Origin of the sequence: Burkholderia sp. FERM BP-3421 (genome assembly GCF_028657905.1) — a bacterium.
GTDB lineage: Bacteria > Pseudomonadota > Gammaproteobacteria > Burkholderiales > Burkholderiaceae > Burkholderia.
In genome coordinates this window covers 2,332,753-2,351,802 of sequence record NZ_CP117782.1, presented here as the reverse complement: position 1 = coordinate 2,351,802, position 19,050 = coordinate 2,332,753, and the positions used below count along the sequence as shown (strand labels likewise).

Below are 19,050 nucleotides of genomic sequence, written 5' to 3'. Positions count from 1 at the left end.
GCGACCGACACTGACATGACTGCACTCCCCACCCCGGTTTCACCGATCCTGCCCGGCGCCTGGCTTGGCATGGTCGGCGGCGGCCAGCTCGGCCGCATGTTCTGTTTCGCCGCGCAAGCGATGGGTTATCGCGTCGCGGTGCTCGACCCCGATCCGACCAGCCCGGCGGGCACGGTCGCCGACCGCCACCTGCGCGCCGCGTACGACGACGAGGCCGCGCTCGCGGAACTCGCGCAGCTGTGCGAGGCGGTGTCGACCGAGTTCGAGAACGTGCCGGCCGCGAGCCTCGACCTGCTCGCGCGCTCAACCTTCGTCGCGCCGGCCGGCCGCTGCGTCGCGATCGCACAGGACCGGATCGCCGAGAAGCGCTTCATCGCCGCCTCGGGCGTACCGGTCGCGCCGCACGTGGCGATCGAATCCGACGCGCAGCTGGCCGCGCTCACCGACGCCGAGCTCGACGCGGTGCTGCCCGGGATCCTCAAGACCGCCCGGCTCGGCTACGACGGCAAGGGGCAGGCGCGGGTGCGCACCGCGCAGGACGTCCGCGACGCGCATGCGGCGCTGCGCGGCGTGCCGTGCGTGCTCGAAAAGCGGCTCGCGCTCGAGTACGAGGTGTCGGCGCTGGTCGCGCGCGGCGCGGACGGCCGCTCGGCGGTGTTCCCGCTCGCGCAGAACACCCACCATGACGGCATCCTCTCGCTGACCGTGGTGCCGGCGCCCGCCGCGGACGACGCGCTGGCCGAGACCGCCCGGCAGGCCGCGGTGCGCATCGCGGACGCGCTCGACTACGTCGGCGTGCTGTGCGTCGAGTTCTTCGTGCTCGCGGACGGCTCGCTGGTCGCCAACGAGATGGCGCCGCGCCCGCACAATTCCGGCCACTACACGGTCGATGCGTGCGCAACGAGCCAGTTCGAGCAGCAGGTGCGCGCGATGACCCGCCTGCCGCTCGGCGATGCGCGCCAGCACTCGCCGGCGACGATGCTCAACATCCTCGGCGACATCTGGTTCGACGGCGATCCGGACGGTCCCGCCGTCACGCCGCCGTGGGACCGCGTCGCCGCGATGCCGGCCGCGCGCCTGCATCTGTACGGCAAGGAGGAGGCGCGCGTCGGCCGCAAGATGGGCCACGTGAACTTCACCGCGCCGACGCTCGACGAAGCGGTCGACGCCGCCACCGCGTGCGCGCAGCTGCTGCGCATTCCGCTCGACTGAGGCGGAGCCGCGATGTCCAGTGACCGATCCCATCCGGCGTCGATTGTGAGCGCCGCCCAGATCGATGCGGCCGCCGCGCTGCTCGACGCGGGCCAGCTCGTCGCGTTCCCGACCGAGACCGTTTACGGGCTCGGCGGCGACGCGCAGGACCCCGACGCCGTTGCGCGCATCTACGCGGCCAAGGGTCGCCCGGCGAACCATCCGGTGATCGTCCACCTGCCTCCCGGGGGCGATCCGGGCTACTGGGTCGACACCTTGCCCGCCGACGCGCGCCGGTTGATCGACGCATTCTGGCCCGGTCCGCTCACGCTGATCCTGAAGCGCGCCGCGCGGATTCCGGCCGCCGTGAGCGGCGGCCAGGACTCGGTCGGGCTGCGCTGCCCGTCGCATCCCGTCGCGCAGGCGCTGCTGCACGCATTCAGCGCGCGGCGCGGCGGCCACGGCGGGGTGGCCGCGCCGTCCGCGAACCGTTTCGGCCATGTGAGCCCGACCACCGCGCAGCACGTGCGCGACGAGTTCGGCGACACGGTGCACGTGCTTGACGGCGGGCCGTCCGAGGTCGGCATCGAGTCGACGATCCTCGATCTGTCGCGCGGGTTTCCCGCGCTGCTGCGCCCGGGCCGCGTGACGCCCGCGGACATCGCCGACGTGCTCGGCGTCGCGCCGCGCCTGCCGGACGGCGGCGATGCGAGCGCGCCGCGCGCGTCGGGCACGCTGAAGGCGCACTACGCGCCGCGCACGCCGCTCGCGCTGCTGCCGTTCGAGTCGCTCGACGCGCTGCTCGCCGGCGCGCGCGCGGCCGGCGAACGCGTCGCGCTGGTCGCGCGCGCGTCGCGCGCCGGGCACTGGGCGGGCGAGGCGGGCGTGCACTTCGTCGCGGCGCCCGAGGATCCACACGCCTACGCGCGCGAGCTGTACGGGCTGCTGCGCGCGCTCGATCGCGCGCAGGTCGCGCGGATCCTGGTCGAGAAACTGCCGGACACGCCCGAGTGGATCGCGGTGAACGACCGGCTCGGCCGGGCCGCGGCCGCCTTCGAAGCACAGGCGTGAACGGCCGGCGCATCGTGCGCCGCCGCCAATGAAAAAGCCCGGGGCTCGCGCACCCGGGCTTTTTTTCGTCGCGCGATGCGGGCCGGCCGGCCCGCGCGCCCGGCTTACTTGCCGACGCCGCTTGCGGCGATCTGCTTCTCGACGTACTGCGCGTACAGCGCGTGCAGGTGCGTGGTCGGGTGGACCGTGTCGGCGAACATGTAGGTCTGGTCGGCGTTCGCGACCGTGTAGGTCTGCGGCGAGCAGAACAGCGAGGAGCCGTATGCGGTCGGCGAGGGTACGCCGGCCTTGGTCGCGGCGGCGATCATCGCCTGCAGGTTGCACGCGGTGCCGGTGTTCGACACCGAGAAGCCGTTCGACTGGTAGTTCGCGGTGATGCCGTCCTGCCACGTGAACACATCGACCACCGTCGCCTTGGTCGGGTCGACCTTGAGCGCCTGCAGCGTGCCGACGAGGGTCTGGTTGAACAGGCCCGACAGCTGCGTGAACGCGGCCTGCTGCGCGGGGCCGCCTTGCACCGCGAGCGGCGTGCCGCCGATATCCGGGATGTTCGACACGTACACGTGGGTCGCGCCCGACGCGACGATCTGCTGGACGACGCCCGCGAGCTGTTGCGCGGCGAGGCCGACCTGCTGCGCGGCCGCGACCTGCGCCGCCTGCGTGCCCGCGGCCTGCGCGACGGCTGCCTGGAAGAAGATGTCGTTCGCGCCGCCGTTGATCAGCACGATCTGGTTGGCGTTGAAGCTGCCGTACTGCTGCAGGTACTGCTGGACCTGGGTTGCGATCGGCACCGTGGTCGCCTGCGCATAGGACTGGTTCGGCGTGCCCGCGGGCGCATAGCCGATCCCCGGCTGCTGGGTCACGCGCGCGCCGCCCTGCGCGTAGCCGCGGCCGCCCGTCGCGGTCAGCGGAATGCCGAAGCCGCCCTGGTAGGCGGGCGTGAGCGTGTCGCCGTAGTACGTCGCGACCACCTGGGTCCACACCTGGCCCGGGTTCGTCGTGAAGCGGCCGCCGCCGAAACCGAGCTGGATCTGCGAATAGGTGCCGACGTCGGACAGGCTGTCGCCGAACGACACGACCTGCATCTTCACGCCGGACGGCGGGGTGTTGCTGGCGCCGCTGTTGTCGTCGCCGCCGCCGCAGGCCGCGAGCAGCGCGAACGAGGCGCACGCGAGCGCGATTTGCGCGGTGCGCAGCTTCGTACGGCCCGGTTGTTGTGTTTGTTTCATTCCTGCATCTCCTCGTAGATATGGCCTGACTTGCTTTGCTGCGCTCCGCTTTGTCTGCCGCGCCGCAGCCCGTGCCGGGCGGCGCGGCGGCCGTTGGCTGAAAACTGGTTAGGGTTCGCCGAGCGCCGCCCGTCCCGATGGGTCGGTCGGCGCCACGGTCGCGCGGGCGACCCGCGCATGATAAGCGCTCGCCCATTCGGGCGGGCCGAAAATCGCGCGCAGCTTGTCGCGCCACCCGTCGACCCGCCAGGCGTCGGCCGCCATCGAGCGCCATTCGTGGAAGGTCGCGACGAGCGGGTTGTTCGAGCGCAAGGGTTCGACGATGCCGTAGGCGGGCGGATCGCGCGGATCCTCTTCGACGAAGCTGTTGAACAGCCGGTCCCAGATCACCAGCACGCCCGCGTAGTTGCGGTCGATGTAGCGTGGATTGCGCGCATGGTGCGCGCGGTGGATCGACGGCGTGTTGAGCACGTATTCGAGCCAGCCGAGCTTCGGAATCGTCTGCGTGTGGACGAAGAACTGGAACGCGAGATTGATCAGCACGATGCCCACGATCTGCTGCGGCGGGAAGCCGAGGAACGCGAGCGGCAGCCAGAACGCCCACATGCCCGCGACCGGATACATCAGGCTCTGGCGCATCGCGGTGGAGAAGTTCAGGCGTTCGGACGAGTGGTGAACCACGTGGGCGGCCCACAGCCAGCGCACTCGGTGGCTGCAGCGGTGAAATACGTAGTACAGCAGATCTTGTGCAACGAACAGCAGCGCGAACGACAGCCAGCCGGCGTCCCACGTGAACAGCCGGTAGTGGGTGTAGCAGAAGGCGTAGAGGGGGATCACGAACAGCCACGCGACCTTGTCGGCGGCCTGGTGCATGAGCGCGAGCGCGGCATTACAGAGCGTGTCGCGCCAGTCGTAGAGGCGGGCGTCCGGGCGGGTGCGCGCCAGGTGCCACGCTTCCCAGCCGATGCAGATGAGAAAGACGGGCGCCAGCGCAAGCAGAAGCAATTCAACATTGAATTGCATGGACGTCTCCTCCTTTCCCCTGGCGGTGCTTTTATGCCGCTGATTCAGGCAAACAGGGTACGCAATCGAGGTGCCGGGCGCGAGCGGTTCCGTAGAAGGAGTATTCGGGGCAGGGTTTGTACCGAAGCCCCGTCCCGCGCGGTTCGAACGGGTGTTTGAGGCGGCGCGTGGAAGCGGTTCCGGCGCGCCGCGACCCGCGCGTTCAGCGCGGTCCCGCGTAGACCCATTCGAGCAGCGCGTCGTGCGCGGCGCGCGCGGCCTCCGCGTGGCCGTCGTTGATGAAGCTGACGACCACGTAGCTGGAACCGTCGGCCGATGCGACATAGCCGGCGATCGCGCGCACGTCGCGCAGCGTGCCGGTCTTGATGTGCGCGTTGCCGAGCACCGGCTGGTTGGTCAGGCGGTTCTTCATGGTGCCGTCGATGCCGGCGATCGGCAGCGAGTCGACGAACACCTGCGCGACCGGGCTCGCGTTCGCGGCCTGCAGCAGGCTGGCGAGCGACAGCGCGCTCACGTGCTCGTCGCGCGACAGGCCGGAGCCGTTGTCGAGCGCCAGCTCGGGCATCGCGATGCCGCTGCGCGCGAGGAACGCCTGGATCACCCGGCTCGACTGCTCGGTCGTCGCGGGCGGCTTGCCCGCGACCGCGCCGATCGTGAGGAACAGGTTGCGCGCCATCACGTTGTTGCTGTGCTTGTTGATGTCGTAGACGATGCTCGACAGCACCGGGCCGTGGTGGACCGCGACCGGCCGCGCATCGCCCGGCACCACGCCCTCGCTGATCGCGCCGTTGAAGGTGCCGCCCGTCTGGCGCCACAGCGCGAGGAAGCCGCGCGCGAAGAAGGTCGTGTGGTTCAGCACGGCGAGGTTGGTCGTCATCGTGCCGCAGCGGCTCGGCAGGTTGCCGTTGAACGACGCGGTCAGCATGCCGTCCGCGCCGGCCGTCACGGCCGGCCGCGCGACGCCGCACGAGCCCTTGCCTTCCTGCAGCTGGTTGTCGATCGCGAGATCGGACAGCGGCGGCAGCACGTCGATCGCGACCGTGCCGCTGTCGGTCGGCGTGACCGTGAAGCTCAGCGACTTGAACGCGTACAGCAGCGCATCGGGGCCGACGTTGTACGGCGCGCTCGCGTCGTCGTCGAACGGCGGCAGGTCGCGCGTCGACGGCGCGAAGTAGCTCTTGTCGAGCACCAGCGCGCCGTCGATGTTGACGATGCCGGCGCGGCGGATCTTGTTGACGAGGTCGATCAGCTCCTCCGGCACGAGCTTGGGATCGCCGCTGCCCTTGATGTAGAGATTGCCGTGCAGCGTGCCGGCCGGGTCGATGCTGCCCGTGGCGTAGGCGCTCGTGCGCCAGCGGTAGCCGGGACCGAGGATCGACAGGCCGGAATAGGTGGTGACGAGCTTCATGGTCGACGCGGGCAGCATCGGTCGGCTCGCGTTCCACGACACGAGCGGATCGCGGTCGCCGATGCGCTCGATCACCACGCTCATGCTCGATGCCGGCACCCGTGCGCGCTGCAGCGCGCCGAGCACGCTGGCGGGCAGGATGTCGTGCGCGGTGGAGACGGCGGCCGGATAGCGCGGCGCCTTCTTGCGCGCATCGGCGGGCGTCGCGAACGCGAGCGCGGCGCAGGCGGCGAGCGCTGCCGCGCAGCGCAGCGCGGCGCGCGCGCGGCGCGGCGGGACGGAACGGGCGGAGGGCTTCATCGGGGCGGTTCGGAGGACGGACGACATGCGGGAATCAGGTGGCGCGCCGGCGGCGCAAAGCGCTCATTGTAGAGACTCGCGGCGGGTTCCGACGAAATTGCCGCCCGGGGGCGTCGGCGGGGCCCCGCGCGGCGCTACAATGAGCGCCATTGTCGATGCAGGGTGGACCCCAGTCAGGATGCGAATACTGCTAGTCGAAGACGACCGGATGATCGCCGAGGGCGTGCGCAAGGCGCTCAAGAGCGACGGCTGCGCGGTCGACTGGGTGGAGGACGGCGAGGCCGCGCTGACGGCGCTCGGCGGCGAAGCTTACGATCTGCTGCTGCTCGACCTCGGCCTGCCGAAACGCGACGGGATCGACGTGCTGCGCACGCTGCGCGCACGCGGGCTGATGCTGCCGGTGCTGATCCTCACTGCGCGCGACGCGGTGGCCGATCGCGTGAAGGGCCTCGATGCGGGCGCGGACGACTACCTCGTGAAGCCGTTCGACCTCGACGAGCTGGGCGCGCGGATGCGCGCGCTGATCCGCCGCCAGGCGGGCCGCAGCGAATCGCTGATCCGCCACGGCGCGCTGACGCTCGATCCCGCCTCGCACCAGGTGACGCTCGACGGCGCGCCGGTCGCGCTGTCCGCGCGCGAGTTCGCGCTGCTCGAGGCGCTGCTCGCGCGTCCGGGCGCGGTGCTGTCGAAGAGCCAGCTCGAGGAGAAGATGTACGGCTGGGGCGAGGAGATCGGCAGCAATACCGTCGAGGTCTATATCCATGCGCTGCGCAAGAAGCTCGGCTCGGACCTGATCCGCAACGTGCGCGGGCTGGGCTACATGGTCGTGAAGGAAGCGTAGCGCGTGAGGTCGATTCGTCATCAATTGCTGGTTTGGCTGCTCGCGATCGTGGTGGCCGGGGTCGGCATCGCCGGCTGGCTGATCTACCGCCAGGCGCTCGCCGAGGCGAACGAACTGTTCGACTACCAGCTCCAGGAAATCGCCGCCGCGCTGCCGTCGGAACCGTTCTCGCAGGTGTTCGGCTCGCGCACCAACGGCGACGAAGGGATCGTGATCCAGATCTGGAATCGCAACGGCGTGCTCATGTATTTCTCGCATCCGCGCGCGCCGATCGCGCCGCGCGCCGAGCTGGGTTTCTCGACCGAACGCACCGAGCGCGGCGAGTGGCGCGTGTACGGCGCGATCGTCGGCGACAACGTGGTGCAGCTCGCGCAGCCGCTGTCGGTGCGCAACCGGCTCGCGGCGAACGTCGCGCTGCGCACGCTGTGGCCGCTGATCGTGCTGCTGCCGTTCCTGGGCGCGGCCGTGTGGATGATCGTCGGGCGCGGGCTCGCGCCGCTCGGCCGCGTCACGCGCGCGGTCGAGGCGCGCCGGCCGGAGGCGCTCGACGCGCTGCCGGACGCCGGCCTGCCGCTCGAGGTGCAGCCGCTCGTGCGCGCGCTGAACCGGCTGCTCGCGCGGCTGTCGGCCGCGCTCGACACGCAGAAGGCCTTCGTCGCGGACGCCGCGCACGAACTGCGCACGCCGCTCGCGGCGGTGCAGATCCAGGCGCAGCTCGTCGCGCGCGCGCAGGACGACGCCACGCGCCGCGAGGCGATCGCCGACTTGCAGAGCGGCGTCACGCGCGCGAACCGGCTCGCCGAGCAGTTGCTCGCGCTCGCGCGCGCGGAACCGGACGGCGCGGCGATCCGCGAGCCGGTCGACCTGCCGGCTTTGCTGGCCGATTGCGTGGCGGCCTATGCGCCGCTCGCGCAGCGCCGCGACATCGACCTCGGCCTCGAGGAGGTGCAGCCGGCCAAGGTGCTCGCCGATCCGGCCGCGCTGCGCGTGATGTTCGGCAACCTGCTCGACAATGCGGTGAAGTACACGCCGGACGGCGGGCGGATCGACGTGTCGCTGACCGCCGACGCCACCGGCCGGGCGAGCGTGCGGATCGGCGACAGCGGCCCGGGGATCCCGGCCGACGAGCGCGAGCGCGTGTTCGACCGCTTCTATCGCGATTCGTCGGCGCGCGCGCGCACGGACGTCTCCGGCAGCGGCCTCGGGCTCGCGATCGTCAAGCGGGTGGCGGCGCAGCAGGGCGCGACGGTGAGCCTGGGCGAGGCCTCGGCGGGCGGCCTGCAGGTGAGCGTGGAGTTTCGTCGGGCCGCGTAGGCCGGGCCGCGTAGGTCGGGCCGCGTAGGCCGGCCTCCTCGCTCCACGCGCGCGATCGCCCTTGAGTCGCCCTCGCGTTCGGTTAAGCCTCCTTTAAGGCAGCGTCGTTACGCTGCCTGTCAACAAAGAGGAGGTCAGTCGATGAATACCCGATTCCTGGCGCGTGGAGCCATTGCCGTCGCGGTCGCGGCGGCGCTCTCGGCCGGCTATGTCGCCGGCACCCGTCATGCCGATCCGCAGATCATCACGCCCGCGGCCGCCGCGGCGCTGATGCCGGCCGAGGCGGCGGCGAAGACCGGCATCCCCGATTTTTCGGGGCTCGTGGAAACCTATGGGCCGGCGGTCGTGAACATCAGCGCGAAGCACATGGTGAAGCAGGTTGCGCAGCGCGGCGTCCCGCAGCTGCCGATCGACCCGAGCGATCCGTTCTACCAGTTCTTCCGGCATTTCTACGGCCAGATCCCCGGCATGGGCGGCGGCGCGCAGCCGAACGACCAGCCGAGCGCGAGCCTGGGCTCGGGCTTCGTCGTCAGCCCGGACGGCTACATCCTGACCAACGCGCACGTGATCGACGGCGCGAACGTCGTCACCGTGCGGCTGACCGACAAGCGCGAATACCGCGCGAAGGTGATCGGCGCCGACAAGCAGTCCGACGTCGCGGTGCTGAAGATCGACGCGACCGGCCTGCCGACCGTCAAGATCGGCGATCCGTCGCAGAGCAAGGTCGGTCAGTGGGTGGTCGCGATCGGCTCGCCGTACGGTTTCGACAACACGGTCACGTCGGGCATCATCAGCGCCAAGTCGCGCTCGCTGCCGGACGAGAACTACACGCCGTTCATCCAGACCGACGTGCCGGTCAATCCCGGCAACTCGGGCGGCCCGCTGTTCAACCTGAACGGCGAGGTGATCGGCATCAATTCGATGATCTACTCGCAGACGGGCGGCTTCCAGGGCCTGTCGTTCGCGATTCCGATCAACGAGGCGATCAAGGTCAAGGACGAGCTGGTGAAGACCGGCCACGTGAGCCGCGGCCGGCTCGGCGTCGCGGTGCAGGCGCTGAACCAGACGCTCGCCAGCTCGTTCGGGCTCGCCAAGCCGGACGGCGCGCTCGTCAGCTCGGTCGACCCGAAGGGGCCGGCCGCCAAGGCGGGGCTGCAGCCGGGCGACGTGATCCTGTCCGTGAACGGCGCGCCGGTGACCGATTCGACCATGCTGCCGTCGCAGATCGCGGGCATGAAGCCGGGCAGCCGGGCGGACCTGCAGATCTGGCGCGACAAGGGCAAGAAGAATGTTACTGTGACGCTCGCGTCGCTGGGTGACGGCCAGTCGTCCGCCAGCGCCGACACGCCGGTCGAGCAGGGGCGCCTGGGCGTCGCGGTCCGGCCGCTGAGCCCGCAGGAGCGCAACGCGACCTCGCTCACCCACGGCCTGATCGTGCAGCAGTCGAACGGTCCGGCCGCGAGCGCCGGGATCCAGCCCGGCGACGTGATCCTCGCCGTGAACGGCCGGCCGGTCACGAGCGCCGATCAGTTGCGCGACGCCGTCAAGAATGCCGGCAACAGCCTCGCGCTGCTGATCCAGCGCGACGACGCGCAGATCTTCGTGCCGGTCGACCTCGGCTGACCGGCGCGGCGGTCCCGCCGCGGCGGGGCCGCCGATCTTCAAGGAGAACCATCATGCAACAGCTACGCATGTCGAAGTACCTGGCCGCGATGGTGCTGGCGCTGGGCGTCGCGGGCGCGGCCCATGCGCAGTCGGGCCTGCCGCCCGCGCATCAGCAAGGCGCCGTAAGCTTCGTGTCGGGTGGGGTGGGGCAGGACGAATCCACCGCGTTCGAGCGCAACGAAGGCCACTGGCCGCTCGCGCTGCGCTTCACCGGGGCGGGCGGCGAGTTCCTCGCGGACGTGCACGTGTCCGTCAGCGATGCGAAGGGGGTCGAGGTCCTGAAGACCGATGCGCGCGGTCCGTTCATGCTGGTGAAGCTCGCGCCGGGCCGCTACACGGTCCGGGCGACCTACAACGGCAAGGCGCAGAGCCGCGAGATCCGGGTGCCGGACACGGGCGGCGTGAAGGAAGCGTTCTCGTGGGCCGCGCAATAGTGGTCCCGCCGCCACGCGATACGCGCAATTCGGCAAGGTTTCGCCGATAATGAAAGCCACGGCCTGGGCCGTGGCTTTTTCGTTTCCGGCGCCCGCCGCGCCGCAGGGGATTCCGATGTCCGACGCCGCCAGCCTTCGCATCGAGATCGTGCCGAACCGTCACCGGGTGCGGGTCATCCACCGCGGCATCACCTATGCCGATTCGACCCGGGCGCTGACGGTCCGTCAAGCGGGTTCTCCCGACGTGCATTACCTGCCAAGAAGCGATATCAATATGAAGCGGCTCGCACCGTCCGGGCACGCGACCCAATGCGGCGCCAAGGGCGAGGCGCGCTATTTTCACCTCCAGACGGAAGACGGCGTGATCGAGAATGCCGCCTGGAGCTACGAGGAGCCGCTGGATGCGGCGCAGCCGATCCGTCTGTACGTGGCGTTCCACGCCGACCGGGTCGATCGGATCGACGAAACATCCTGAACGGACACGGGCTCATCGGGGAAGGTTCATGGAACTGAACGACGCGTTGCGTATTCCATTGCCGCCGTCGGTCGTGTGGTCGGCGTTGCAGGATCTCGCGCTGTTGCGCGCGAGCCTCGACCATTGCGAGGCGTTCGCCCGGCTCGCGCACGACGAGTACGCGCTCGCCCTGACGGTGCCGCTCGGTCCCCTGCGCGCGCACTACGACGTCCGCGCGCACGTCGCGGGCCAGCAGGCGGGCGAGGCTGGGCAGATCCGCCGGATGCTGAACTTCAAGGCCCGCGCCGACGGGCTCGGCGCGTTGCGCGGCCAGCTCGACCTGATGCTGGCGCCGGACGGCGCGGACGGCACCCGGATCGAATACGTGGTCTGGGCGACCGCTTCCGGGCCGCTCGCCGAACTGCCCGGCCGGCAGATCAAGAACGCGCTGCACGAGCTGGCCGACGACTTCTTCACCGAATTCTGCGCGGTCGTGCAGGCCAAGCACGGCCTGGCGCCGAATCTCGCGCGCGGCATCCAGCCGCGCCGCCAGCATGTGTTCCTGCGCCCGTCGACGTTCGTCGGCGCGGCGCGCCGTCCCCACGCGCAGCATCTGAGCGGCGCGCTGTCCGGGCGCGCCGCGGGCGCGCTCCATCATCGCGAATCGAACCCCGTGCCGCTGTGGGCGTGGGCCGTGATGATCGTCTTCGTCGCGCTGCTGCTCTACGCGGCGCGCTGGTTCAACGGCAGCTGAAGGCCGACCGTGCGCTCAGGTGGGGTCGCGGCGCAAGGCCGGGCTCAGGTGCAGCATGTCGAAGCACGCGTCGACGAGCTTTTCCGCATGCTGCTCCGCATCGATCTCGTCCGGCAGCATCAGCATGTCGCGCACGAAGCCCGACACCAGCGTGTGCAGCATCAGCGCCGCGCGCCAGGTGTCGAGGGTCGCGGGCAGATCGCCGTCCGCCACCGCCCGGGCGAGATCCGCATCGATGTTGTGCAGCGCCTCGCTCATGCCCGCGCGGTTGCGCTGCAGCAGCGGCTCCAGGTCGGCCACGTACTCGCACTTCATGAACAGGATGCTGAACACGCGCCGCAGCTGCGGCTCGCGCGCGACGCCGAGCAGGCACCAGACCAGGATCTTGCGGATCCGGCCGAGCGGATCGGCGCGCGCGACGCTGTCCTTCGACTTCAGCTCGTCGATCGGCAGGAAAACCCGCGCGAACATCGCGTCGAACAGCTCGCCCTTGTTCGCGAAGTGCCAGTAGATCGCGCCGCGCGTCACGCCGGCATGCTGGGCGATGTCGGCGAGCGAGGTGTGCGACACGCCTTTCTCGAAAAAGACGTGCTCGGCGCTGTCGAGGATGCGGTCGCGCGTGGCGAGCGCTTCCTCCTTGGTACGTCTGACCATTCGCTAGCCTGTAGTGGGCGACGGCGGCCTGGGCGCGCCGTCGGGTCGGGCGCCGCCGCGCGGCCCCCGGGTTGTGTGTAACTGTCGGTAAATTGTAAAAGTTTGTGCGGCGCGGAAAGGTCTTTTACATACAATCATGAATGTATATACAATACCATCCCACGATCGAATGACCCAAGCAGCAATCGGTTAATATCGGATCCTGCTGATATCCCCCCCAACTCGCGCCGCCTGTTTCTCCGGCGCGTTCTCCGGCACGGTCCTTACGTGCCGTTGCTGTATCTGCAGTCCAAGCAAGATAAGCATTCGATCACGCGCCGCAAGGCGCATTCGTGTTGTGTCCCCGAGGGCCTGCACTCAATCCAATTGTTACAAACGAGGTCGCTCCATGCGCGTCGAACGGGTTCCATACCGCTTAATCACTGTCGCGACGGCAGCCGTATTCCTTGCCGCGTGCGGGAAGAAGGAAACGGCACCGCCCCAGCAAACGCCGGAAGTCGGCGTAGTCACCGTCCAACCGCAGACGGTACCGGTCGTCACCGAGCTGCCGGGCCGCACGAGTGCGTACCTGGTCGCGCAGGTGCGCGCGCGGGTGGACGGGATCGTGCTGCGCCGGGAGTTCGTGGAAGGCACGAACGTGAAGGCGGGCCAGCGGCTGTACAAGATCGATCCGGCGCCGTACATCGCGGCGCTGAACAGCGCGAAGGCGGCGCTCGCGAAGGCGGAAGCGAACCTGGCGACGCAGAACGCGCTGGCGGCGCGCTACAAGGTGCTGGTGGCGGCGAACGCGGTGAGCAAGCAGGATTACGACAACGCGGTGGCGACGCAGGGCCAGGCCGCGGCGGACGTGGCCTCGGGCAAGGCGGCGGTGGATACGGCGCAGATCAACCTGGGCTACACGGACGTCACCTCGCCGATCACCGGCCGGGTCGGGATCTCGCAGGTGACGCCGGGCGCGTACGTGCAGGCGAGCCAGGCGACCCTGATGTCGACGGTGCAGCAGTTGGATCAGGTGTACGTGGACCTGACGCAATCGAGCCTCGAAGGGCTGAAGCTGCGGCAGGACGTGCAGAGCGGCCGTCTGAAGACAAGCGGCCCGGGCGCGGCGAAGGTGACGCTGATCCTGGAAGACGGCAAGCCGTACTCGGAGTCGGGGAAGCTGCAGTTCTCGGACGTGACGGTGGACCAGACGACGGGCTCGGTGACGATCCGGGCGATCTTCCCGAACAAGGACGGCGTGCTGCTGCCGGGGATGTTCGTGCGTGCGCACATCGAGGAAGGGGTGAACGACAACGCGTACCTGGTGCCGCAGATCGGCGTGACGCATGACCAGAAGGGTCAGGCGGTGGCGCTGGTGGTGACGGCGGAGAACAAGGTGGCGCCGCATCCGCTGGTGACGACGGGGATGCATGGCCAGAACTGGGTGGTCGAGGGCGGTCTGCAACCGGGCGACCGGGTGATCGTGCAAGGGATCGACAAGGTCCGGCCGGGGATGACGGTCAAGACGGTGCCGGCGGCGTTGCCGCAGGCGGCGGATGACACGGCATCGGCACAGGGTGCGGCGAACGCCGCGGCAGGTGCATCCGGCGCATCGGCGGCGACGCCGGCAAGCGTCGCGTCGGGCGCGCAGCAATAACAGGGGGCCTGTTTCATGGCAAAGTTTTTTATCGATCGCCCGATCTTTGCGTGGGTGATCGCCATCATCCTGATGCTGGCTGGGGTGGCGGCGATCTTCACGTTGCCGATCGCGCAGTATCCGACGATCGCCCCGCCGTCGATCCAGATCACGGCGAACTACCCGGGTGCTTCCGCGAAGACGGTGGAAGACACGGTGACGCAGGTGGTCGAACAGCAGATGAGCGGTCTCGACAACTTCCTGTACATGTCGTCGACGAGTGACGATTCCGGTACGGCCACCATCACGCTGACCTTCTCGCCGGGCACCAACGCGGACATCGCGCAGGTGCAGGTGCAGAACAAGCTGTCGCTCGCGACGCCGAACCTGCCGCAGGTGGTGCAGCAGCTCGGCCTGTCGGTGACGAAGTCGAGCAGCAGCTTCCTGCTGGTGCTCGCGTTCACGTCCGAAGACGGCAGCATGAACCGCTACGACCTCGCGAACTACGTCGCGTCGCACGTGAAGGATCCGATCAGCCGTCTGAACGGCGTCGGCACCGTCACGCTGTTCGGCTCGCAGTACGCGATGCGGGTCTGGCTCGATCCGAACCGGCTGAACAACTATGGCCTCACGCCGGTCGACGTGACGAACGCGATCAGCGCGCAGAACGTGCAGGTCGCGGGCGGCCAGCTCGGCGGCACGCCGGCGAAGCCGGGCACCGTGCTGCAGGCGACGATCACCGAGGCGACGCTGCTGCGCACGCCGGAGGAGTTCGGCAACATCCTGCTGAAGGTCAACCAGGACGGCTCGCAGGTTCGCCTGAAGGATGTCGGGCGCGTGGCGCTCGGCGCGGAAAACTACAACTTCGACACCCGCTACAACGGCAAGGCGAGCGCGGCGCTGGGGATCCAGCTCGCGACCAACGCGAATGCGCTCGCGACCGCGAAGGCGGTGCGTCAGCAGGTCGACGAACTGTCGAAGTACTTCCCGCACGGCCTGACGGTGTCGTATCCGTATGACACGACGCCGTTCGTGAAGCTGTCGATCGAGGAAGTGGTCAAGACGCTGCTCGAAGGCATCGTGCTGGTGTTCCTCGTGATGTACCTGTTCCTGCAGAACCTGCGGGCGACGATCATCCCGACGATCGCGGTGCCGGTGGTGCTGCTGGGCACGTTCGCGGTCATGTCGCTCGTGGGCTTCTCGATCAACACGCTGTCGATGTTCGGGCTCGTGCTGGCGATCGGTCTATTGGTCGACGATGCGATCGTGGTGGTGGAGAACGTCGAGCGGGTGATGGCGGAAGAGGGCTTGTCACCGAAGGAGGCGACCAAGAAGGCGATGGGCCAGATCACGGGCGCGCTCGTCGGCGTGGCGCTCGTGCTGTCGGCGGTGTTCGTGCCGGTGGCGTTCTCGGGCGGCTCGGTGGGCGCGATTTACCGGCAGTTCTCGCTGACGATCGTGTCGGCGATGGTGCTGTCGGTGCTGGTCGCGTTGATTCTGACGCCGGCCCTGTGCGCGACGCTCCTCAAGCCGATCCCGAAGGGCCATCACGAGCAGAAGAAGGGCTTCTTCGGCTGGTTCAACAAGACCTTCGACCGCAGCCGCGAGAAGTACCACGTCGGCGTGCACCACGTGATCAAGCGCTCGGGCCGCTGGATGGTCATCTATCTGGTCGTGATCGTCGCGGTCGGGCTGCTGTTCGTGCGCCTGCCGAAGTCGTTCCTGCCGGATGAGGATCAGGGCCTGATGTTCGTGATCGTGCAGACTCCGTCGGGTTCGACGCAGGAAACCACGGCGCGCACGCTCGAGAACATCTCGAACTACCTGCTGACCGACGAGAAGGAAATCGTCGACTCCGCGTTCACGGTGAACGGCTTCAGCTTCGCGGGCCGCGGCCAGAACTCGGGTCTCGTGTTCGTCCGCCTGAAGGATTACGCGCAGCGTCAGCATGCGAACCAGAAGGTGCAGGCGCTGATCGGCCGGATGTTCGGCCGCTACGCGGGCTACAAGGATGCGCTCGTGATTCCGTTCAATCCGCCCTCGATTCCGGAACTCGGCACGGCCGCCGGCTTCGACTTCGAGCTGACGGACAACGCGGGTCTCGGCCACGATGTGTTGATGGCTGCGCGCAACCAGTTGCTCGGGATGGCAGCCAAGGATCCGACGCTGCGGGGCGTGCGTCCGAACGGCCTGAACGATACGCCGCAGTACAAGGTGAACATCGATCGCGAGAAGGCGAACGCGCTTGGCGTCACCGCGGCGAACATCGACCAGTCGTTCAACATCGCCTGGGGTTCGAGCTATGTGAACAACTTCCTCGACACCGACGGCCGGATCAAGAAGGTCTACGTGCAGGCCGACGCGCCGTTCCGGATGTCGCCGGAAGACCTGTACATCTGGTACGTGCGCAACAGCACGGGCACCATGGTGCCGTTCAGCGCGTTCGCATCGGGCCAGTGGACCTACGGTTCGCCGAAGCTCGAACGCTACAACGGCATCTCGGCGATGGAAATCCAGGGCCAGGCCTCACCGGGCAAGTCGACCGGTCAGGCGATGGCGGCGATGGAAGCGCTCGCGAAGAAGCTGCCGGAAGGCATCGGCTATTCGTGGACGGGCCTGTCGTTCCAGGAAATCCAGTCGGGTTCGCAGGCGCCGATCCTGTACGCGATCTCGATCCTCGTGGTGTTCCTGTGTCTGGCCGCGCTGTATGAAAGCTGGTCGATCCCGTTCTCGGTGATCATGGTGGTGCCGCTCGGCGTGATCGGGGCACTGCTGGCGGCGACGCTGCGCGGGCTCGAGAACGACGTGTTCTTCCAGGTGGGGCTGTTGACCACGGTGGGCTTGTCGGCGAAGAACGCGATCCTGATCGTCGAGTTCGCGCGCGAGTTGCAGACGACCGAGAAGATGGGGCCGATCGAGGCCGCGCTGGAAGCGGCGCGGCTGCGGCTGCGCCCGATCCTGATGACGTCGCTGGCGTTCATCCTGGGCGTGCTGCCGCTCGCGATCAGCAACGGCGCGGGCTCGGCGAGCCAGCACGCGATCGGCACGGGCGTGATCGGCGGGATGATCACGGCGACCTTCCTCGCGATTTTCATGATCCCGATGTTCTTCGTGAAGGTGCGGGCGGTGTTCAGCGGCGAGAAGGAAGACGTCGACGAGGCGCTGCGTCTGGCGCAGGAACACGCGCATCACGAACAGAAGCCGGAAGACGGCGACGACGCAGGCAAGAAGGGACAGTGATGATGCAAAAACATGCATTGACCGCATTGGCGGTGGCGCTCTTCGCGAGCGGGTGCACGATGGCGCCGCATTACCAGCGACCGGAGGCGCCCGTGTCGGGCGCGTTCCCGAGCGACGGCGTGTATGCGACGCAGCCGGGCGCGACGGGCGCGCGCAGTGCGAACGGGCAGGCGGCGACCGAGATCGGCTGGCGCAACTTCTTCACCGATCCGCGGCTGCAGCGGCTGATCGAGATCGCGCTGAAGAACAACCGCGACCTGCGGGTGTCGGTGCTGAACATCGAGGCGGCGCGCGCGCAGTATCAGATCACGCGCGCGGGCCTGTTCCCGGCGATCGATGCCACGGGCACCGGCAATCGCCAGCGTCTGCCGAATGCGCTGACCTCGGTGCCGGGCCAGAACATCACGACGACCTACAACGTGGGCTTGTCCGCGTCGTGGGAGTTGGACCTGTTCGGCCGGATCCAGAGCTTGAAGGACCAGGCGCTCGCGCAGTACCTGTCGACGTCGTATGCGCGGCAGGCGAGCGAGATCTCGCTCGTGGCGCAGATCGCGGACCAGTACCTGACGGTGTTGTCGAACGACGACCTGCTCGCGGTGACGGAAGGCACGCTGAAGACGGCGCAGGAATCGTATCGGCTGACGAAGCTGCAGTTCGACAACGGCACGGGTTCCGAACTTGACCTGCGGCAGGCGCAGACGGTCGTCGAACAGGCGCTCTCGAACCAGCAGGCGCAGGCGCGTGCACGGGCGCAAACCGTGAACATGCTGGTGCAGCTGGTGGGCGAGCCGCTGCCGGACGATCTGCCGGCGGGTTTGCCGCTGAACGCGCAGAACCTGTTGACGGACGTGCCGGCGGGCCTGCCCTCGGAACTGCTGACGCGGCGTCCGGACATCATGCAGGCGGAGCAGGCGCTGCGCGCGGCGAACGCGAACATCGGCGCGGCGCGCGCGGCGTTCTTCCCGAAGATCTCGCTGACGGCGGCGTTCGGCACGGCGAGCCCGACGCTGGGCGGCCTGTTCAAGGCCGGCACGGCGGCGTGGTCGTTCGCGCCGAACATCGCGCTGCCGATCTTCGAGGGTGGGCAGAACATCGCGAACCTGAACCTGGCGAACGTGCAGAAGCGGATCGAGATCGCGAACTACGAGAAGGCGATCCAGTCGGCGTTCCGGGAAGTGTCGGACGGGCTGGCGGCGCGCGGCACGTACGACCAGCAGATCGCGGCGCTGGAGCGCAACGAGCACGCGCAGCAGCGGCGTTTCGATCTGTCGGACCTGCGTTACAAGAACGGGGTGGACAACTACCTGTCGGTGCTGACCGCGCAGACGGACCTGTACAACGCGCAGCAGGCGCTGATCAACGCGCGGCTCGCACGCTGGACCAACCTGGTGGATCTGTACCGGGCGCTCGGCGGCGGGTGGATCGAGCGGGCGGGCGACGCGCCGCGTCCGGCCGATGCGCCGGTCGACTACGGCACCGCGACCGCGCCCAAGCCGGCTTCGCAGACCGCGACGACGGGCTGAACGCGGCCGTCGCGACAGGCGGCGCGGTCGGGCTGTCTGTTTCGCGGGGGGCCCGGGCGACCGGTTCAACGCCACGGCTTTTGCCGTGGCGTTTTTCCTTGTGGGTCGCTCGTGCGTCGATGCGGTGGCGGGGCGCGGCGAGGGGTGCGCAATCGTCGAGATCGGCGCGACGCCAGGACAAGGCCGTCGCGCCGATTCCCGGTCCGGCGATGAGGCGCCTGGTCAATCCGATCGTGGGCCTTGGCCGTGACGGGAGAGAGGCGGGCGCGGTGGGTGGGCGCAGGACCGGCCGCGGTGTCCTCCGGCCCGACGACGAAGCCGCGAGGCGGGTTCA

At 68.9% G+C, this 19,050-nt stretch carries 15 protein-coding genes; 11 read left to right on the top strand and 4 right to left on the bottom strand.

What is annotated here, in order from left to right:
• Positions 1 to 15: 15 nt before the first annotated feature.
• Both Bsp3421_RS26600 and Bsp3421_RS26595 read left to right on the top strand, forming a co-directional pair.
• Entirely contained in the window at positions 16 to 1,212 is a 1,197-nt protein-coding gene (locus Bsp3421_RS26600; protein ID WP_273998933.1) for a 5-(carboxyamino)imidazole ribonucleotide synthase, read from the top strand.
• A gap of 12 nt (positions 1,213 to 1,224) precedes the next feature.
• Positions 1,225 to 2,262, top strand: a complete 1,038-nt coding sequence (locus Bsp3421_RS26595; RefSeq protein WP_273998931.1) for an L-threonylcarbamoyladenylate synthase — start codon at positions 1,225 to 1,227, stop codon at positions 2,260 to 2,262.
• A 104-nt stretch (positions 2,263 to 2,366) separates the two neighbouring features.
• On the opposite strand, the gene Bsp3421_RS26590 is transcribed toward Bsp3421_RS26595, so the two are convergent.
• From Bsp3421_RS26590 to dacB, 3 genes are all read right to left on the bottom strand, one after another.
• Positions 2,367 to 3,491, bottom strand: a complete 1,125-nt coding sequence (locus tag Bsp3421_RS26590) for an SGNH/GDSL hydrolase family protein (RefSeq protein ID WP_273998930.1) — start codon at positions 3,489 to 3,491, stop codon at positions 2,367 to 2,369.
• A gap of 108 nt (positions 3,492 to 3,599) precedes the next feature.
• Positions 3,600 to 4,514, bottom strand: a complete 915-nt coding sequence (locus tag Bsp3421_RS26585; RefSeq protein ID WP_273998929.1) for a sterol desaturase family protein — start codon at positions 4,512 to 4,514, stop codon at positions 3,600 to 3,602.
• 202 nt (positions 4,515 to 4,716) lie between these two features.
• On the bottom strand, positions 4,717 to 6,222 hold the full coding sequence (gene dacB / locus Bsp3421_RS26580; protein WP_273998928.1) for a D-alanyl-D-alanine carboxypeptidase/D-alanyl-D-alanine endopeptidase: 1,506 nt from the start codon (positions 6,220 to 6,222) through the stop codon (positions 4,717 to 4,719).
• Positions 6,223 to 6,400: 178 nt separating this feature from the next.
• Between dacB and Bsp3421_RS26575 the strand changes: the two genes are divergently transcribed.
• From Bsp3421_RS26575 to Bsp3421_RS26550, 6 genes are all read left to right on the top strand, one after another.
• On the top strand, positions 6,401 to 7,063 hold the full coding sequence (locus tag Bsp3421_RS26575; protein ID WP_273998927.1) for a response regulator: 663 nt from the start codon (positions 6,401 to 6,403) through the stop codon (positions 7,061 to 7,063).
• 3 nt (positions 7,064 to 7,066) lie between these two features.
• Positions 7,067 to 8,377, top strand: a complete 1,311-nt coding sequence (locus Bsp3421_RS26570; RefSeq protein WP_273998925.1) for an ATP-binding protein — start codon at positions 7,067 to 7,069, stop codon at positions 8,375 to 8,377.
• 141 nt (positions 8,378 to 8,518) lie between these two features.
• A complete protein-coding gene (locus tag Bsp3421_RS26565) occupies positions 8,519 to 10,000 on the top strand; it encodes a DegQ family serine endoprotease (protein ID WP_273998923.1) in 1,482 nt (493 codons plus the stop codon).
• A gap of 53 nt (positions 10,001 to 10,053) precedes the next feature.
• A complete protein-coding gene (locus Bsp3421_RS26560) occupies positions 10,054 to 10,476 on the top strand; it encodes a carboxypeptidase-like regulatory domain-containing protein (RefSeq protein ID WP_273998921.1) in 423 nt (140 codons plus the stop codon).
• 115 nt (positions 10,477 to 10,591) lie between these two features.
• Positions 10,592 to 10,951, top strand: coding sequence for a DUF427 domain-containing protein (locus tag Bsp3421_RS26555; RefSeq protein WP_274004368.1), 360 nt, complete (start codon positions 10,592 to 10,594; stop codon positions 10,949 to 10,951).
• Between the two features lie 28 nt (positions 10,952 to 10,979).
• The gene (locus tag Bsp3421_RS26550) at positions 10,980 to 11,684 is read left to right on the top strand and encodes a CoxG family protein (protein WP_273998919.1); all 705 of its coding nucleotides are present in this window, start codon (positions 10,980 to 10,982) and stop codon (positions 11,682 to 11,684) included.
• Between the two features lie 15 nt (positions 11,685 to 11,699).
• Here Bsp3421_RS26550 and Bsp3421_RS26545 read toward each other — a convergent pair whose 3' ends face one another.
• On the bottom strand, positions 11,700 to 12,338 hold the full coding sequence (locus Bsp3421_RS26545; RefSeq protein ID WP_273998918.1) for a TetR family transcriptional regulator: 639 nt from the start codon (positions 12,336 to 12,338) through the stop codon (positions 11,700 to 11,702).
• Between the two features lie 388 nt (positions 12,339 to 12,726).
• Between Bsp3421_RS26545 and Bsp3421_RS26540 the strand changes: the two genes are divergently transcribed.
• Genes Bsp3421_RS26540 through Bsp3421_RS26530 form a run of 3 tightly spaced genes read left to right on the top strand, consistent with a single transcriptional unit; the run spans position 12,727 to position 18,716 of the window.
• On the top strand, positions 12,727 to 13,974 hold the full coding sequence (locus Bsp3421_RS26540) for an efflux RND transporter periplasmic adaptor subunit (RefSeq protein WP_273998917.1): 1,248 nt from the start codon (positions 12,727 to 12,729) through the stop codon (positions 13,972 to 13,974).
• 15 nt (positions 13,975 to 13,989) lie between these two features.
• Positions 13,990 to 17,193, top strand: coding sequence for an efflux RND transporter permease subunit (locus Bsp3421_RS26535; protein ID WP_273998916.1), 3,204 nt, complete (start codon positions 13,990 to 13,992; stop codon positions 17,191 to 17,193).
• Positions 17,193 to 18,716: an efflux transporter outer membrane subunit gene (locus tag Bsp3421_RS26530; protein ID WP_273998914.1), complete on the top strand. Its 1,524-nt coding sequence runs from the start codon at positions 17,193 to 17,195 to the stop codon at positions 18,714 to 18,716. Before Bsp3421_RS26535 ends, Bsp3421_RS26530 begins: the two co-directional genes overlap by 1 nt.
• The last annotated feature ends 334 nt before the right edge of the window (positions 18,717 to 19,050 follow it).

Excerpts from the sequence above, each read along its gene's own strand:
- Bsp3421_RS26600 (WP_273998933.1), top strand. The coding sequence starts at position 16 with ATGACTGCACTCCCCACCCCGGTTTCACCGATCCTGCCCGGCGCCTGG.
- Bsp3421_RS26595 (WP_273998931.1), top strand. The coding sequence starts at position 1,225 with ATGTCCAGTGACCGATCCCATCCGGCGTCGATTGTGAGCGCCGCCCAG.
- Bsp3421_RS26590 (WP_273998930.1), bottom strand. The coding sequence starts at position 3,491 with ATGAAACAAACACAACAACCGGGCCGTACGAAGCTGCGCACCGCGCAA.
- Bsp3421_RS26585 (WP_273998929.1), bottom strand. The coding sequence starts at position 4,514 with ATGCAATTCAATGTTGAATTGCTTCTGCTTGCGCTGGCGCCCGTCTTT.
- dacB (WP_273998928.1), bottom strand. The coding sequence starts at position 6,222 with ATGAAGCCCTCCGCCCGTTCCGTCCCGCCGCGCCGCGCGCGCGCCGCG.
- Bsp3421_RS26575 (WP_273998927.1), top strand. The coding sequence starts at position 6,401 with ATGCGAATACTGCTAGTCGAAGACGACCGGATGATCGCCGAGGGCGTG.
- Bsp3421_RS26565 (WP_273998923.1), top strand. The coding sequence starts at position 8,519 with ATGAATACCCGATTCCTGGCGCGTGGAGCCATTGCCGTCGCGGTCGCG.
- Bsp3421_RS26560 (WP_273998921.1), top strand. The coding sequence starts at position 10,054 with ATGCAACAGCTACGCATGTCGAAGTACCTGGCCGCGATGGTGCTGGCG.
- Bsp3421_RS26555 (WP_274004368.1), top strand. The coding sequence starts at position 10,592 with ATGTCCGACGCCGCCAGCCTTCGCATCGAGATCGTGCCGAACCGTCAC.
- Bsp3421_RS26550 (WP_273998919.1), top strand. The coding sequence starts at position 10,980 with ATGGAACTGAACGACGCGTTGCGTATTCCATTGCCGCCGTCGGTCGTG.
- Bsp3421_RS26545 (WP_273998918.1), bottom strand. The coding sequence starts at position 12,338 with ATGGTCAGACGTACCAAGGAGGAAGCGCTCGCCACGCGCGACCGCATC.
- Bsp3421_RS26540 (WP_273998917.1), top strand. The coding sequence starts at position 12,727 with ATGCGCGTCGAACGGGTTCCATACCGCTTAATCACTGTCGCGACGGCA.
- Bsp3421_RS26535 (WP_273998916.1), top strand. The coding sequence starts at position 13,990 with ATGGCAAAGTTTTTTATCGATCGCCCGATCTTTGCGTGGGTGATCGCC.
- Bsp3421_RS26530 (WP_273998914.1), top strand. The coding sequence starts at position 17,193 with ATGATGCAAAAACATGCATTGACCGCATTGGCGGTGGCGCTCTTCGCG.